The sequence below is a fragment of the Phytomonospora sp. NPDC050363 genome, assembly GCF_040655735.1.
Taxonomy (GTDB): domain Bacteria; phylum Actinomycetota; class Actinomycetes; order Mycobacteriales; family Micromonosporaceae; genus Phytomonospora.
Genome location: NZ_JBFAKK010000003.1, coordinates 451,129 through 466,293 on the forward strand (window position 1 = coordinate 451,129; position 15,165 = coordinate 466,293).

15 protein-coding genes are annotated in these 15,165 nt (G+C 72.6%); 6 read left to right on the top strand and 9 right to left on the bottom strand.

Annotated elements, in window-relative coordinates; genetic code table 11:
• Positions 1–42: 42 nt before the first annotated feature.
• Positions 43–507, bottom strand: a complete 465-nt coding sequence (locus tag AB0I28_RS10160; protein WP_357491615.1) for a MarR family transcriptional regulator — start codon at positions 505–507, stop codon at positions 43–45.
• 83 nt (positions 508–590) lie between these two features.
• Between AB0I28_RS10160 and AB0I28_RS10165 the strand changes: the two genes are divergently transcribed.
• Entirely contained in the window at positions 591–1,178 is a 588-nt protein-coding gene (locus AB0I28_RS10165; protein ID WP_357491617.1) for an NAD(P)H-dependent oxidoreductase, read from the top strand.
• A gap of 1 nt (position 1,179) precedes the next feature.
• Here the strand turns inward: AB0I28_RS10165 and AB0I28_RS10170 are convergent, their stop codons facing one another.
• Genes AB0I28_RS10170 through AB0I28_RS10185 form a run of 4 tightly spaced genes read right to left on the bottom strand, consistent with a single transcriptional unit; the run spans position 1,180 to position 3,952 of the window.
• Positions 1,180–1,785: a response regulator transcription factor gene (locus tag AB0I28_RS10170; RefSeq protein WP_357491619.1), complete on the bottom strand. Its 606-nt coding sequence runs from the start codon at positions 1,783–1,785 to the stop codon at positions 1,180–1,182.
• A complete protein-coding gene (locus AB0I28_RS10175; RefSeq protein WP_357491620.1) occupies positions 1,782–2,945 on the bottom strand; it encodes a histidine kinase in 1,164 nt (387 codons plus the stop codon). The genes AB0I28_RS10170 and AB0I28_RS10175 overlap by 4 nt, the downstream gene beginning before the upstream one ends.
• Positions 2,946–2,964: 19 nt before the next feature.
• Complete coding sequence (locus AB0I28_RS10180; protein WP_357491622.1) at positions 2,965–3,519, bottom strand: class I SAM-dependent methyltransferase; 555 nt, start codon at positions 3,517–3,519, stop codon at positions 2,965–2,967.
• Entirely contained in the window at positions 3,503–3,952 is a 450-nt protein-coding gene (locus AB0I28_RS10185) for a DUF6069 family protein (RefSeq protein ID WP_357491623.1), read from the bottom strand. The genes AB0I28_RS10180 and AB0I28_RS10185 overlap by 17 nt, the downstream gene beginning before the upstream one ends.
• Positions 3,953–4,165: 213 nt before the next feature.
• Here AB0I28_RS10185 and AB0I28_RS10190 point away from each other — a divergent pair, with 213 nt between their 5' ends.
• Entirely contained in the window at positions 4,166–4,759 is a 594-nt protein-coding gene (locus AB0I28_RS10190) for a hypothetical protein (protein WP_357491625.1), read from the top strand.
• Positions 4,760–4,821: 62 nt separating this feature from the next.
• Here AB0I28_RS10190 and AB0I28_RS10195 read toward each other — a convergent pair whose 3' ends face one another.
• Positions 4,822–5,583, bottom strand: a complete 762-nt coding sequence (locus tag AB0I28_RS10195; protein WP_357491627.1) for an isocitrate lyase/phosphoenolpyruvate mutase family protein — start codon at positions 5,581–5,583, stop codon at positions 4,822–4,824.
• Between the two features lie 186 nt (positions 5,584–5,769).
• Between AB0I28_RS10195 and AB0I28_RS10200 the strand changes: the two genes are divergently transcribed.
• On the top strand, positions 5,770–5,913 hold the full coding sequence (locus tag AB0I28_RS10200; RefSeq protein ID WP_357491629.1) for a hypothetical protein: 144 nt from the start codon (positions 5,770–5,772) through the stop codon (positions 5,911–5,913).
• Positions 5,914–6,135: 222 nt separating this feature from the next.
• Here AB0I28_RS10200 and AB0I28_RS10205 read toward each other — a convergent pair whose 3' ends face one another.
• The 3 genes from AB0I28_RS10205 to AB0I28_RS10215 are packed head-to-tail and all read right to left on the bottom strand — an operon-like array spanning position 6,136 to position 10,723.
• On the bottom strand, positions 6,136–6,684 hold the full coding sequence (locus AB0I28_RS10205; RefSeq protein WP_357491631.1) for an FHA domain-containing protein: 549 nt from the start codon (positions 6,682–6,684) through the stop codon (positions 6,136–6,138).
• Positions 6,681–10,106 carry a protein kinase gene (locus AB0I28_RS10210; protein WP_357491633.1) on the bottom strand — a complete coding sequence of 1,142 codons (3,426 nt, stop codon included), beginning with the start codon at positions 10,104–10,106 and terminating at the stop codon, positions 6,681–6,683. The genes AB0I28_RS10205 and AB0I28_RS10210 overlap by 4 nt, the downstream gene beginning before the upstream one ends.
• Before the next feature lie 20 nt (positions 10,107–10,126).
• Complete coding sequence (locus tag AB0I28_RS10215) at positions 10,127–10,723, bottom strand: hypothetical protein (RefSeq protein WP_357491635.1); 597 nt, start codon at positions 10,721–10,723, stop codon at positions 10,127–10,129.
• Between the two features lie 161 nt (positions 10,724–10,884).
• Here AB0I28_RS10215 and AB0I28_RS10220 point away from each other — a divergent pair, with 161 nt between their 5' ends.
• From AB0I28_RS10220 to AB0I28_RS10230, 3 genes are all read left to right on the top strand, one after another.
• Positions 10,885–11,520: a DUF1345 domain-containing protein gene (locus AB0I28_RS10220; RefSeq protein WP_357491637.1), complete on the top strand. Its 636-nt coding sequence runs from the start codon at positions 10,885–10,887 to the stop codon at positions 11,518–11,520.
• 103 nt (positions 11,521–11,623) lie between these two features.
• Positions 11,624–13,837 (top strand): GH92 family glycosyl hydrolase, encoded by a 2,214-nt coding sequence (locus AB0I28_RS10225; RefSeq protein WP_357491980.1) that lies wholly within the window; start codon positions 11,624–11,626, stop codon positions 13,835–13,837.
• Positions 13,834–15,111, top strand: coding sequence for a glycosyltransferase (locus AB0I28_RS10230; protein ID WP_357491639.1), 1,278 nt, complete (start codon positions 13,834–13,836; stop codon positions 15,109–15,111). The genes AB0I28_RS10225 and AB0I28_RS10230 overlap by 4 nt, the downstream gene beginning before the upstream one ends.
• The last annotated feature ends 54 nt before the right edge of the window (positions 15,112–15,165 follow it).

Consider the following 15,165-nt stretch of genomic DNA (forward strand, 5'->3'; position numbering starts at 1 on the left):
TCGTGACCAGATTGGTGTTCTGGTCACGAGCATAGCGCGCCGCTAGGCGCCCTCGTGCCCCAGGCGCGTGAGCACCGCGTCGGCGATGTCTCCCAGTGCTCGCACCTGCTCGGGCGTCATCATGTCGATGAGGTGCGCGCGGACCGAGGCGACGTGCCCCGGCGCGGCCTCCACGATCGCCGACATGCCCGCCTCGGTGAGCACCGCGAGCGAACCGCGCGCGTCGGCGGGATCGGCCTCCCTGGTGACCAGTCCGCGCTTCTCCATGCGGGTCAGGTGGTGCGAGGTCCGGCTGTGCGACCAGCGCAGTCGTGCGGCCAGCTCGCCGACCGCCAGCCGGGCGCCCTCCAGGACGGAGAGGTTCGACAGCACGTCGTAGTCCTGGTCGGAGAGGCCGGCCTCGTCGGCGAGGTCGCGGGCGATGCGGGCGTCGAGGAGGTTGCGCATCCGCCGGTAGCCGAGCCATGCGCGCATCTCGTCGGGGGTGAGCCATCGCGGTTCGTTCATGGATTCAGCCTAGCGCTTAGTTGACGTGTCACATAAATCGCGCTAGGTTTATGTGACACGTCATCTAAAGAGGAGTTCCCGTCATGTCCCGCCTTCGTCTCCTGGTCCTCGCCGCGTCCACCCGCACCGGCTCCTACAACGCCGCCCTCGCCGAGTTCGCCGCCCGCCGGATCGCCGCCACCGGCGCCGATGTCACCCGCACCACCCTCGCCGACTTCCCCGTCCCGCTCTACGACGGCGACCTCCAGGAGGAACAAGGCGTCCCCGCCGGCGCGCACGAGCTCGCCGCGCGCATCGGCGACCACGACGGCGTCGTGATCGTCTCGCCCGAGTACAACTACTCGATGCCCGGCAACCTCAAGAACCTCATCGACTGGGTCTCGCGCATCAAGCCCTGGCCTACCACGGGCGTCAACGGGCTGCTCATGTCCGCCTCGCCCGGACCCGTCGGCGGACACCGCGGCCTCATCGCCCTGCGCGTCCCCCTCGAAGGCATCGGCGCGCGCCTCCACCCCGACATGTTCTCCCTCGCCGCCGCCGACCGCGCCTTCACACCCGAAGGCGACCTGGCCGACTCCGCGCTGAGCGCCCGGCTCGACGCCACCGTCGAGGCGTTCCTCCACGTCGTCGAGGCCACCAAGCACTACCGCCGGGAAGCCGTCGCGGCCTGACTCACAGCCAGCCGTTCTCCCGGGCGGTGTGCACGGCCTGGATCCGGTTGTTCCGGCCGGTCTTGCCGATCGCCGAGGACAGGTAGTTGCGCACCGTGCTGTCCGACAGGTGCAGCCGACTCGCGATGTCGGCCGCCGAGGACCCGTCCCCGGCGGCCCGCAGGACGTCGCGCTCGCGCTCGGTCAGCGGATTCCCGCCGACACTGAGCGCGCCGGCGGCGAGGTCGGGGTCGATCACCGTCTCCCCGGCCAGGACCGCGCGGATCGCGCGCGCCAGACCGTCGACGGGCCCGTCCTTGACCAGGAAGCCCTTCGCCCCCGCCTCCATCGCCCGCCGCAGATAGCCGGGGCGGCCGAAGGTCGTGACGATGACGACCTGGCAGTCCGGCAGCTTCGCGCGCAGCTCACGGCACGCGTCGAGGCCGCTCGCGCCGGGCAGTTCGATGTCGAGGAGGGCCACGTCGGGCATCGTGCGCAAGGCCTCCGGGACGATCGCGAGACCGTCGGCGACCTCGGCGATGACCTCGATGTCGGCCTCCAGATTCAGCAGCACCGCCAGCGCGCCCCGCATCATCGCCTGATCCTCGGCGATCAGTACCCGGATCACTCGCCCGTTCCTTCCGTAGTCGTCGGCGCCTCCACCCGCAGCGTGAAACCGCGCCGCGACCGCGTCGCCTCAAGCCTGCCGCCGAGCGCCTCGGCGCGCTCCCGCAACCCCCGGATCCCCTCGCCCGCACCCGGCCGCGCGGGCCCGCCGTCACCGTCGTCGGCGACGGTCAGCACCGCCGAGGCGTCCCCGCCCGACACCGTGATCGTGCAGGAGCGCGCACCGGAGTGCCGGATCACGTTCGTCGTCGCCTCCCGCACGACCCAGCCGAACAGCGCGTCGACCGGCGGCGCGAGCTCGCCGTGGCGCTCGACCCGCAGTTCGACGCCGGCCGCGTCCAGCGCGATCCGCGAGCGGTCCAGCTCCCGCGCCACGTCGGCCTCCCGGTAGCCGGTGACGGCCTCGCGCACCTCGGCGAGGGACTGCCTGCCGATCGACTCGATGTCGGTGGCGTGCGCGGCGGCCATGCCGGTGTCGGCGGGGAGTACCCGGCGGATCACCTCGGCCTTCACGACGATGACCGAGAGGGTGTGACCGAGCAGATCGTGCAGGTCGCGGGAGAAGCGCAGCCGCTCCTGGTCGACCGCCCGCCGGGCCAGTTCCTCGCGCGTGCGGTTCAGCTCGGCGATCGCCGAGAGCAGCCGGTGGAAGGTATAGGTGCCGAAGCCGGCGAGGAAGGTCGTCAGCGCCGTCACCCACGTCTGCGTCCAGTCCTCCGAGCGCCACCAGGTCACCAGCGCGCCGAGGACGGTGACCAGCAGGATCGCGCGGTGCGCCCAGCGGGGTGGCGCGACCGACCCGAAGGCCAGCGCCAGGAGCGCGAAGAGCGTGAACCAGTGGTCGCCGTAGTGGGCGGCCGCCGCGAAGGTCACGGCTGCCTGGACCGCCAGGAGCGCGACGACCGGTCGCGAGTCACCGGGCCGGCGGCCGGAGTAGGCGGCGAACACGGCAAGGGTGAAGGCCGCGAACGTCGCCAGTACCGCCGACCACGCGAGCCAGGCGGGGGCGCGGTCGCCGGCGTCGAGCAGCGGGTCGATGAGCAGGACCGGCGCCCACATCCAGATCGTGAAGCGGCCCGGCCCGTACGCGCCGATCGCCGGCATCGGGCACGGCCGGGGAATCATGACCGACCGCCGCTCGGGTTCGCACGTGGCCCGCATCGCCGCTCCTCTCGTCTCCTCATCGCCGGGCGTATCCGGCGATGAACGGTACCGTCAGTCCCAACCCCACGGGCATGTCGAAGTCGCGTGTCTCGACCTGCGCGAACGCCGCCCGGCGGATCGCCGCGGCGGTGTCGCGGACCGGGTCGCAGCCGCGGTCGAAGCGCCGCGAGAACGGCGCCCAGATCCGCTGGAGCCATCTCGTCGGGGTTCCCGCGGGAGCCGCGACGTGTTCGAAGAACACGAAACGACCACCGGGCCGCAGGACTCGGGCGACCTCGGCGAGCGCGGCCTCCTGGTCGTCGACCGAGCACAGGACGACCGTCGAGACGACCGCGTCGACCGACTCGTCGCCCAGCGGGATGGCCTCGGCGGGCGCGTCGAGGATGCGGGCCTTTCGGTCGTGCCGGACGGCGTTGACGCGCAGCCGGTCGTGGACACGACGGTCGGGTTCGAGGCCGATCCACTCGGCGCCGGGGTTCAGCAGGCCGAGGTTCGCCCCGGCGCCGGCCCCGATCTCCAGGACCGTGCCGGAAAGGCCGCGCAGCAGGTCGCGCTTAAGCGTCTCGTACATCGCGCTTCCCCAGCAGTGCCAGGCCGCCGGCGAGGGTGGCCCCGCCGACCAGCAGGTGCATCGCGACCAGGACGAGAACGGTCGTGGCGGTGCTGCCGCTCATCGGGCCGACGATCAGCGACATGAGCGTCCCGACGGTCGCCAGGATCATCCAGACCGTGCGGCCCTTGGCGAAGCGGCGCAGGAAGGAGGCCACCCCGAGCCCCATCACCGTCGACACCGCCGCGCCGAACACGACGGACGCGAGCGTGACGGTCACGTCGGCGTCACCGGTCTTGGCGACCAGGGAGTGGCCGCCGACAGGGTCGACGAGGACCCACAGGACGACGGGCAGGGCGATCGCGGCGGCGAGGGTGGCGAGCCAGACGACGGACTTGGGGCGGGGCTTGGCGGCGGTGGTGGTGGTGGTTCGGGTGGTGCTCGGGGTGGTCATCTGATCCTCCGGAAAAGAGATCGGTGGGTATGCCGATGACGCTACGGACGCGGAGGATCCGCAGGTAGAGACGGATGTCGCGGCTTGGATGTGACAGATTGCCCGGCCGTGTGGATCACACTTCGACAACGCTTGGACGGTGGATCTTGCGCGGTGGCCGCCGATCGGGTGGACTACTGCGGCCCCGAACGTCTTCGCCCAGGAGTGCCCACAGTGGATGAACAGTCCTTCGCCGTGCCCGAATCCCCGTCCTGGCCCACATCGCGCCGGACCCTGCCGATCGTGCTGGCCTCTCTTGCCGCCCTCGTGGTCGCGGCCGCCGCCCTCCTCGTGTGGAGCCCGTGGTCGGAGCGGGAGTTCGCCGCCGACGAGGTCCCGTCCTCCTGCGCCGACCTCGCCGCCGTCAAGGACGCCGAACTGCCCGGGTCGCCGCCGGGCAAGGAGGAGGTCTTCGACAGGCCGGGCTACGCCCGTGTCGAAAACGGAGACATGAAGGGCACGACCCTCATGTGCGGCTGGGCCACCGAGGAACTCGTGCTGACCCTCTACCTCGAATTCTGGGCCGACGGCGTCGACGCCGCCGCCGAGAGCTTCGCCGGCACCATGGCGGACTTCGCGCACGGTGAGTCGCCCGACGTGGGAGACGAGGCCGTCTACGTTCTGCAGCAGTCCCGGGGTGCCCTCGCATACGTCCGAACCGGAAACGTCATCGTGAAAGCGGCACCGACGGCCGCGGAGTCGGGCGACCTGACCGACGAGGACGTCATCCGCCTGCTGACGGCCCTCGTCGAGGCGATCGAAGGCTAGACCGGCGGGGACCGGCCCTCGCAAGCGCGCATCCACGGTGGACCCCGCCGGCCGGGCCACGCTCAGTCCAGCAGCTTCCCGAGGCTCGCCCGCAGGCCGGCCATCGCGTCCCAGTAGAAGCGCGGGCCGTAGGACACGCGCGCGACGCCGATCTCCCGCAGCGTCGCCAGATCGAGGTGCTCGCCGACGTTGCCGTTGACCGGGCCGGGGATCTCGGCGACGAGGGCGGCGATGTCGTCGGCGGCGCGCACGCCGATCGGGTAGACGCAGTCGGCGCCGGCCTCCAGGTAGAGGCGTCCGCGCCGGATCGCCTCGGCGACCCGGTCCGGCTCGGGCGTCCTGCCGGAGGGCAGGAAGGTGTCGACGCGGGCGTTGACGACGATCGGGACTCCGGCGTCGTCGGCGGCCGAGCGCACCTCGGCGAGCCATTGGGCCTGTGCGCCGGCCTCGGCCGGACCGCCCGTCTCGTGGTCGGTGTCCTCCAGGTTGCAGCCGACCGCGCCGGTCTCCAGCAGGCGGTCGACGAACTCACGAGCGCGCATGCCGTACCCCGCCTCGGCGTCCACGGTCACGGGCACCTGCACCGCCCGGGCGATCCGCCCCGCTGCGGCGAACATCTCCCGCCAAGGCGCGCCCTCGCCGTCGGGGTAGCCGAGCATCGCCGAGAGCGCGTTGCTGGCCGTGGCGACCACGGGGAAGCCCGCCTCGACGACGATCGCCGCGCTGGCGGCGTCCCACGCGTTGGGGAGCACGAGCATCTCGCCGCGGTGCAACTCGCGGAGTGTGTCGGCGCGGGCTTCGCGATCCACCGTGTCAGCGGTCATCGGTGTCCTCCTGCTCAGAAGATGGCGGTCGGATGTACCGACACCGCCGGGGACCGAAACTGGTCGCCCAGTGCACTCCCTAGATCCGCACCGTCCCCGCGCACCCGTCAGCGCCGCCCGGAACTCCGCCGACCGCGACCCGTCCGGCCGCGTGGCCGGCAGGATGTTGCCCGGACTCAGATCGCGGTGCACGACGCCCCGCGAATGGGCGTGCTCCAGCCCGTCGAGGACCTGGCCGATCACGTCGACGGCCTCGGCCGCCGCGATCCGCCCGCCCTCGCCGTCGAGCAGGGCCGTCGAGACCGCCGCCGGGGCAGTACTCCATCGTGAAGCAGAAGGTTCCGCCGCCGAAGCCGGCCTCGCGCAGTTCGGCGATGTTGGGATGCCGCAGCGCGCGCGTCAGCGCGACCTCCCGCAGGAAGCGCGGGCGAGCCGCGCGCTCGCGGCCACCCTCGGCAGCATCACCTTCAGCGCGACCTCCGCGCCGCTCTCGTCGTGGCGGGCCAGGTGCACCGCGCCCATACCGCCCCGGCCGAGCTCGCGGATCAGCGTTTACCCCGCGATCGGCGCCAGGTCGCGCCGCCCGTCGCGCGCGAGGTCGAGCAGGAGCCGCAGGACCGCGGCCGGCTCTGCCTGGCAGGAGGCGCACACGTACTCCTCGCCCGCGCCGGCGTCGCCGATCTCGCGGTCGCACTTGGCGCAGCGGGCCAGGAACAGCGTCCGCTTCGGCTCGTCGGCGGCCGCGATGGCCACCCGGAAGACCGTGTCGCCGAGCCGGATCCGGTCGCCGTCGGCGAGGTCGTGCTCGGGGAAGATCGTCGAGGTGGCCTCCTCGGGCGACCGGCCCGGCGCCCGCCGGCCGATCCGCGTCTCGTTGACGTAGGTGCCGTTGAGGCTGCCGAAGTCGCGGATCCGCGCGGCCGGCGGGTTGACGTCGAGCAGGCAGTGGTGGCGCGAGACGGTCCGGTGGCGCCGGTCGTCGGGCAGCCTCGGATCGCAGTCCTCGGCCCGCCCCAGGACGCGGGTCGTCCGCTCGGTGAACACGTACTCGACCGCCTCGCCGGCGCCGTCCACCTGCGACAGCGTCACCTTCGCCGTCACCGGGCACCGCCCGGGCCGGCCGCCAGTTCCCAGTCCAGCTCCCAAAGGCGCATCGAACCGTCACCGCCGCCGGTCAGCGCGAAACGGCTGTCGGGGGTCACGGCGAGACCGGACACCTCCGACTGATGGCCCACCAGCGCGGCGACGCACCGTCCACTCTCGACCTCCCAGACCCGCAGCGCCCGGTCCCTGCCGCCCGACAGCGCGAAACGCCCGTCCGGACTGAAACGGACCACCCGGATCCCGTCGGGCGCGGCGTCGAAGACCCGCAGCAGACGCCCGGACCCGGTGTCCCACCAGCGGACCGTGCGCCCCTCGGCGGTCAGCGCGAAGCGCGCGTCGGCGCTCAGGCACACCGAGTCGACGCGCCGCTGATGTCCACTGAGGACGGCCGTGCGCTCGCCGGTCGTGAGGTCCCAGACGCGCACCGCCTCACCTCCGCCCGCCGAGGCCCCGAGCCCTCCGTCGGCGCTGATCGCGACCGCCGCGATGGGCCCGATGATCCCCGACTCGACCGTGCGCAGCGGCTCCCCGGCGGTCAGGTCCCACAGGCGGATCGCGCCGTCGACCGAGCCGATCAGCGCGAGGCCCGCGTCGGCGCTGAACGCCGCCGGGCTCGCGCCGAGGGTGCGCTGCCCGTCGATCAGCCGCAGCGGCTCACCCGTTTCGGTCGACCAGACCCCGACCGCGCCGTCGCGGCAGGCGCTCACCGCTCGCCGGCCGTCGGCGCTGACACCGACGTTGTCCACCGAGGACGGCTGCTTCGGCAGGACGTGCAGGCACTCCCCGGTGGCCAGATCCCATACCCGGGGATGCGCGTCGAGCCCGGCGGACACCGCGATCCGCGCGTCGGCGCTGACCGCGATGGAGAAGACCGCGCCGGTGTGGCCGTCGAGCGTCCGCGCCTGCCACCCCGCGCGCAGGCCGGCCCGCCGCACCGAACGCCCGAGCGTCCGCCACGCCGACAGGACGCGCTCGGCGCGCTCGTGCCCGGGAACGGCGCGGGCCCGCGACAGCAGATCGAGCGCGCCGGCGTGGTCGCCCTCGGCGGCGGCGCTCTCGGCGTCGCCGACCAGCTCCGCGACCCGCCGGTCGAGCGTGTCGAGCTGTTCGTGCCGGCGCGGGCGGCTCAGCTGCCAGGCGGCGGTGTGCGGCAGGGGAAGCGACCACCACCGCACGGCGTCCTTGCCGACCGTGACGGCCGCGCCGTCGGTGAGCTCGATGCCCCGCAGCTGCCCGAAGTGCGCCTCCGGGAAGGTCCGCAGGCAGCGGCCGTCACGCAGGTCCCACAGCCGCAGCGAGTTCAGGTCGGGCCCGTCGGCCGACATGCCGAAGTGGTCGAAGCCGCCTTCCAGGAGGTGGCGGCCGTCGCCGCTGAGCGCGATCGTGCGCACCGAACCGTCCGTGGGGCCGTTGAGCCGTCGCAGGAGCCGCTTCTCCCGCAGGTCCCACAGTTCGAGGCGGTGGTCGTAGAACGCGATCGCGGCGGTCCGGTTGTCGTCGCGGATCCGCATCGCGGTCACCGCCCCGCGCCCGGGGGGAATGGTGAGCAGGCACTCGCCGGTCGCGACCTCCCACAGGCGGATCGCGCGGTCCTCCCAGGCCGCCGAGAGCACCAGCGTCCCGTCGCGGCTGATCTCCGGCGTGGACTGCCAGTTGTGCCCGTCGAACAGCGGCCGCGTCACCCCCGACGCGATGTCCCAGACCATGACCCGGCCGCGCCCGATCGAGGCGAGCGCGACCGTGGCGTCGCCGCTGAGGCGGACCTCCATGATTTCAGGCTCCGGCCAGTCCTCGGGCGCCCGGCGGCTGTCCAGGAGGCGCCCTTCGGGCAGCGTCCACAGCTGGAGTTCTCCCGAGGAGCCGGTGAGCGCCAGGCGCCCGTCGGCACTGAGGTCGACCGAGGAGCCCGCGCCTTCGAGGACCGGGCCCGCCTCACCGCTGTGGAGGTCCCACGCCCGCACGACGCCGTCGCTGGAGGTGAGCGCCACCCGGCCGTCGGCGCTCGGGACGACGTCGATGAGCGGCGGCGAGACCGGCAGGGTCATTCCCATGTGCGTCTCGGTGCGCGGAACGTAGACGTACCAGGGCATCGAGCGGCCGGCGATCTTCTGGGCGTCGAGGAGTCCGCCGGAGGTAGCGGTCTTCCTCGCGGCGAGCAGATCGGCGTCGTCAGGCTGCTCGGCGAGCGCCTCGTCGAGGTGCCGGACGGCCGCGGCGAGGTCGCCGCGTTCCAGGTGTATCTGGGCGAGCAGGCGTCTCGCCTCCCACGGGGAATCGCCGGCGTGGAGAAGTGCCTCGACGGTGCCGAGGAGGTCGGTGTCGGTGACGATTCCCTGTCTCCACCGCAGAAGCCCGGCGTTGTAGGTGGCCGCGAGGTGCCGCGGGTCGGACGAGAGCGCCGCGGCGAAGGCCTCGCGGGCCTCGTCGGCGCGGTCGAGGTCCAGAAGGGACAGTGCGCGGTTGTTGAGCTCGTCGGCGCGCAGCTTCGCGGCGACCGGCACCGGGCGGGGATGGTCGCGGCCGGTGACGCGGGCGTAGATCCCGGCGACGGCCTCGGCGATCCGCGCCATCGAGGCCGGGCGCTCGGCGGGATCGTCGCGCAGGCAGCGGTCGAGCAGTTCGGCGAGCTCGCCGGGCAGCGGGGGAGGGCCGGGCGTGCCGGGGCCGTCGGTGCGCAGGGCGGCCAGGACATGGCGGGCGGCCGGGCCGGTCATCCAGGTGACACCGCCGGTGTACATCTCCAGGACCGAAACGGCGTAGCTGTAGACGTCGGTGCGGCGGCTCAGGGGACGGCCGGCGGCCTGTTCGGGGGAGGCGTAGGCGGGGGTGAGGCCGCCCGCGGAGACCAGGACGCTGACGTCGGGGCCGGCGTCGCGGTGGCGGCCGGAGCCGGCACGGGCCCGCGCGAGGCCGAAGTCGGTGACCTTCGCGGTGCCCGCGCCGTCGATGAGGACGTTGGCCGGTTTGACGTCCTGGTGGACCAGGCCGTTGTCGTGCGCGTGCTGGAGGCCCCAGGCGATCTGGACCGCCAGGTCGAGGACCCGGGCCGAGGCCGCCGGCTCGCCGCCCGCGTAGAGCCGGCGGTCGATGATGTGCTGCCGCAGGCTACCGCCGGGGACGTACTCGGCGAAGACCAGCGGCACCCCGTCGAGCAGGCGGACGTAGTGGCAGCCGCAGACGTTCGGGTGCAGCCCCAGCGATACCCAGGCCTCGGCCTCGGCGACGAACATCTCGCGGTCGGCGGGGTTGGCGAACATCTCCGGCCGGGGGCTCTTGACCGCCAGATCCGTTGCCCACGACCGGTGCCGGGCCCGGTAGACCAGGCCCATGCCGCCGTCCTCGTGCACGGCGGTCACCTCGTAGCGGCCGTCGATGACGTCGCCGACGCCCCAGCGGGGCGGTCTGCCGATAGCGCGCACGTCCGCCTCCCGCGGTGGATCTAGACGGAGCCGAGCTCGGGGAGCGCCGCGAACTGCGGATGGACGACCGCCGTGCGGGCGGCGTGCGCGGCGAAGCGGCGTGCCCGCGACAGCGGGTGGTCGGGGAACTGCGGGTCGAAGGCCGGGTCGTCGCCGCGGTGGAAGGGCAGGCGGGTCTTCAGCTCCGGGTCATAGGGGTGGGGCATGGACCAGTTGTCGGGCGTGCCGAGCCGCATCATGAGCATCGCCTCGCGCATGCCGGTCGTACCGTGCTCGGCGGCGCGGTAGATCAGCTGCGCGTACTGGGTGGCCTTCGTCAGCGTGTAGATGGAGAGGAAGACCTGGCCGCTGGGCGCGTTCGGCAGCGGGACCTTCACCAGCTGGTACACCGCCCGAGCGCCGCCGAAGGGCATCAGCTCGGCCTGGATGAGGCAGCCGGCCTCGGCGAACATGCCGGCGAACCCGCGGCGCAGCGCCGCCGGGTCGGACATCCAGGAGGCCTCGAAGGGCGATCCCTGGTTGACCTGGAGGGCGACCACGTCGCCGGTCTGGGGATGGGTCCAGGCCTGGCCGTTGGGTTCGGGCTGGAGACCGGTGGTGTCGAAGGTGATCGGCATATGGCGACAATAGCGGCCTGTCCAGGGGGGAAGGAAAGGCTGCGCGGCAGGCGATCGAGCGCACGGAGCCGACGGCGGGGACCCGGCCGTCGAGAGCCGCGGCCGTCCCGAACATCCCCGAAGCCCTGCGTCCCCGCCTTCCGAGCTGCAACGATGCCCCGATGAAGCGCGTGCCCGGTTCGGCAGTGCCACGCCTCGTCCTGTCCCTCGCGGTCGGCCTCGTCGCGGGCGCGGCCGTCACGCTGGCGGCGGGCGCGGCCTTCGGCGTGCTGGCGATGATCACGGTCACGGCGGCCGCGTTCGCCGTCGCCGCGTGGATCGTGCTGTGGCCCATGGACGCCGACACGACCCGCCGCAACGTCACCCGCGAGGACCTGCGGCCCATCCTCGACGAAATCCTCGTCGTCGTCCTCGCGCTCAGCGGGCTGGCCGCCATCGTCATCCTGCTGATACTCGGCCACTCCCGCCAGGCGAACCTCGCCGCCGCCGTCGCCCTGCTCGGCGTCTTCCTCAACTGGGCCGCGCTGCATCTGATGTACGCCACGCGCTACGCGGCCCTCTACTACCGCGACGGCGGATCCGGCGGCATCGACTTCAACTCCGACGATCCGCCCGCCTACCGCGACTTCTTCTACTTCAGCTTCAACCTCGGCATGACCTACCAGGTGTCGGACACCAGCGTCTCCGACTCCCGCATCCGCGCGGTGACCCTGCGCCACTGCCTGATCTCCTACGTCTTCGGCACGGTCATCCTCGCCACCGCCATCAACCTCATCGCCGGTCTGTTCACCAGCTGAAACGCCCGCCCCGAACTCGACCCGGGAACTTAACCCCGCCGAAACCACCGCGACCGGCGCGCCGACCTAGAGTCACGCCATCCTCAACGAGATCGATCCATTCATCGGTACCGCCGCGACCTCCCTGCCAGCGGCGCAGGGGCTCGCGGCCACATGGTGGTGGCCGAAAGCGCAGATCGGCAACACCCACCCCGGCGCGACATCCCCGCTCGGCATGGTCTCCGCCTGCGCCTACTCCGGCGCCTACCCGACCGGCTACGGCCGCTACGCCAAGAACACCGAGGGCCAGCCCGAGGAGCTGTTCGACCGCTCCCAGGCCTCCGGGTTCACCCACTTCCAGCAGTCGGGCACCGGCGCGATCCGCAAGTACTACAACTACGTCCGCGTCACCCCGATGATCCAGCCCCTCGACGCCCTCGGCCAGGCCTGGCCGCTGCACGACGAGACCGCCGAGGCCGGCTACTACGCAGCCACGCTCGACACCGGCGTGCACTGCGAGATCACCGTCGGCGCCAAAGTCGCCGTCCACCGCTACACCTTCCCCGAACACCGCGGCGCCAGGATCGTCGTCGACCTCTCCTGCGGGGGCCTGGCCATCGACCAGGGCCGCACCGTGCCCCTGCGCGCCCACATCGAGAGCACCGGGCACGACCGCGCGAGCGGCACCGTCGTCGTCGAGGGCGTGCCACTCTCGATGCACATCGAGGTCGACACGCCCGGCTGGCGCCAGATGCTCTGGTACGACCGCCGGCTCATCGAAGGAGGCACCCGCCTCGACTTCGACCGCATCCGCCAGACGACCCTGCGCCCCTTCGGCCTGCTGTTCCTCGGCCCCACCCGCGCCGGCCAGAGCGTCGAGGTCCGCATCGGCTTCTCCCTGCGCGGCCCCGAACAGGCCCGCCGCAACCTCCACCGCGAATGCGGCCAGAGCACACCCGCCTTCGACACCGTCCGCGCCCACACCCGCGAACGCTGGCGCGACCACATGGGACGCGTCGAAGTCCAGGGCGGAACACCCGCCCGACGGCAGGTCTTCGCCACCGCTCTCTACCACTCCCTCGTCAAACCCTGCTTCGCCGACGACGAGAGCCCCTTCTGGCCCTCGTCGGGCCCATTCGCCTTCGACGTCTGCACGATGTGGGACATCTACAAGACGCAACTGCCGCTGCTGTCGGCGATCGCCCCCGACCGGGCCGTCGACCTGCTGGAGTCGCTGATCCGCGTCTGCGAGGAGGAGGGCAACTTCCCCATCGGCTACCGCATGGCCCGCGGCGCCGACCGCTTCTTCCGCCAGGCCAGCGCCCTCGCCCACACCGCGCTCGCCGACGCGCACGCCCTCGGCCTCGGCGACCTCGACTGGAACTGGGCGCTGGTCCACATGGAGGCCGACCTGCGCCGCCTCTACGGCGAGGACTTCTACGAGAACGGCGTCGTGCACCCCATCTCCCACACTCTCGACCTCGCCTACGCCTACCACTGCACCGCCGGTGTCGCCCGTGCCCTCAACGACGGCCCGCTCGCCTACGACCTCGCCGCTCGTGCCCACCTCTGGTCGAACGCCTTCGACCCGGCGACCGGACTGCTGCGCGACTCCTCCTTCTACGAGGGCGGCAAGTGGAACTACTCCTTCCGCCTCATGCACGACATGGCCGGGCGGATCGCCATGGCCGGCGGCGACAAGGCCTTCATCGCCATGCTCGACGCCTTCTTCGGCCGCGGCGCGCCCGCCGTCACCCAGCCCGGGATCCGCCCCGACCCCGCCGAGATGGCCATCGGCTACGCCCTCAACCGCTTCGAAGGGCTCAACAACGAACCCGACATGGAGGCGCCCTGGTCCTACCACTACGCCGGGCGCCCCGACCGCACCGCCGAGATCACCCACGCAGCCCTGACCTGGCAGTTCGGCACCGGCCCCGGCGGCCTCCCGGGCAACGACGACTCCGGCGGCCTGAGCTCGTGGTACGTGTGGGCCTCGCTGGGCCTGTTCCCCGTCGCCGGGCAGAACCTCTTCCTCGTCAACGCCCCCGCCTTCGAGCACGCGACGATCCGCCTCGGCGACCGCGAGTTCACCGTCGAGACCACCGGCCACCGGGCGACGCCCATCGGCTGCGACGACCCGGAGGCGACGCCGCCGCCGCAGTACGTGCGCTCGGCCCGCCTCAACGGCAAACCCCTCGACGTGGCGCACCTGCGCGCCACCGACCTGCACGCGGGCGGCCGGCTGCACCTCGAACTCGGCCCCGAACCGACCGCTTGGGGCCGCAAGGTCCGACCCCCGTCACTGTCCGACCCGCACGGGACCGGAGCACGCACATGAACCGACCCGACCGCCGCCTCGTCATCGTCGTCCGCGCCGACCCCGTCATCTGCGGCCACTCCGGCGAGGCCCGCAACCTCGCCGAGGTCGCCCTCACCCGCGGCTTCGACGACGTCCGCCTGCTCACCTGGCCCATCCCCGCCCTCCAGGCCGCCGGCCTGCCCCTCAAGCCACTCGACCGCATCTCGCCCTACAGCCCCGGCATCACCGTGGAGCGGCCCGAACCCGTCGGCGACTACCGCGTACCCGACGGCCGCTACATCGCCGGCCTCACCGGACGCCTCGTCGAACTGCTCGCCGAACCCGCCACCGCCACGTGCCTCTCGCTCTACCTCGCGCCGCACACCGCCGTCGTCGCCGACGCGGTCGCCGCCGCCCGCGCCGTCGGATACACCACCGGCATCCGCACCATGGCCAAGGCCGTCGGCTCCGACGTCACCAACGTGATCCGCTCCTGCCTGCGCGAAGGCCGCTTCGGCGCCGCCGTCGTCCTGCTGACCACCTTCCTCGCCAACGATGACGTGCTCGCCGTGTCGGAGTACACCCGGCGCGAGATCATCGCCTCCGCCGAGGACGTCGACAGGCACTGCGGCACCCGCCTCGCCGAGGAATGCCGGCGCCGCGTCACCGTCAGCTACCCGCCGATCGACACCGCCGCCTACACCGGCCTCGACCCCTCGGCAGTCGACGCCGCCCTCACCCGCCGTGGCCTGGAACGCGACGGCTACGTGCTCTTCCTGTCGCGGGTCACCCGGGCCAAGGGCGTCTACGACCTGGTCGAGGCATTCGCGCGGACGCGGGCCCGCGCACGGGTGCGGCTGGTCATCGCCGGGAACGGCCCGGCGCTCGAACACCTCCGGTCGACGGCCCACCACGACGACCGCGTCGTCTTCCTGTCCGATGTCGACGACGAGGAGAAACCGCTGCTCATGCGCGGCTGCGCCGCATACACGCTGCCCACCAGACCCGAACCCGACTTCGTGGAGACCTTCGGCATCGCGCTGACGGAGAAGATGCTCGCCGGCGGCGGGCCCGTCATCACCACCGTCACCGGAGGAACCGGCGAAGCGGTCGGCGACACGGCCCTCATCGTCGAGGCCGGCGACGTCGCCGGCCTGGCCGCCGCCATCGACCACGCCGTCCTCGGCATGCCCGCCGGCGAGCGCGAACTGATGGCACTGCGGGCCCGCGCCCACGCCATGTCCTTCGACCGCGCCAGAGTTTTCGACGAACTCTTCGCCACCTCGAAACCGGCCGCGCTCGCCGGCTTCTAGGCCGGCACCTCACATTCGGGCGCGCCACGTCGTCGTAACACTGGAGGGCCGCGC

What these genes read in the sequence shown, in the direction of transcription:
- AB0I28_RS10160 (WP_357491615.1), bottom strand. Translation starts at nt 507, where the DNA reads ATGAACGAACCGCGATGGCTCACCCCCGACGAGATGCGCGCATGGCTC.
- AB0I28_RS10165 (WP_357491617.1), top strand. Translation starts at nt 591, where the DNA reads ATGTCCCGCCTTCGTCTCCTGGTCCTCGCCGCGTCCACCCGCACCGGC.
- AB0I28_RS10175 (WP_357491620.1), bottom strand. Translation starts at nt 2,945, where the DNA reads ATGCGGGCCACGTGCGAACCCGAGCGGCGGTCGGTCATGATTCCCCGG.
- AB0I28_RS10180 (WP_357491622.1), bottom strand. Translation starts at nt 3,519, where the DNA reads ATGTACGAGACGCTTAAGCGCGACCTGCTGCGCGGCCTTTCCGGCACG.
- AB0I28_RS10185 (WP_357491623.1), bottom strand. Translation starts at nt 3,952, where the DNA reads ATGACCACCCCGAGCACCACCCGAACCACCACCACCACCGCCGCCAAG.
- AB0I28_RS10195 (WP_357491627.1), bottom strand. Translation starts at nt 5,583, where the DNA reads ATGACCGCTGACACGGTGGATCGCGAAGCCCGCGCCGACACACTCCGC.
- AB0I28_RS10215 (WP_357491635.1), bottom strand. Translation starts at nt 10,723, where the DNA reads ATGCCGATCACCTTCGACACCACCGGTCTCCAGCCCGAACCCAACGGC.
- AB0I28_RS10220 (WP_357491637.1), top strand. Translation starts at nt 10,885, where the DNA reads ATGAAGCGCGTGCCCGGTTCGGCAGTGCCACGCCTCGTCCTGTCCCTC.
- AB0I28_RS10230 (WP_357491639.1), top strand. Translation starts at nt 13,834, where the DNA reads ATGAACCGACCCGACCGCCGCCTCGTCATCGTCGTCCGCGCCGACCCC.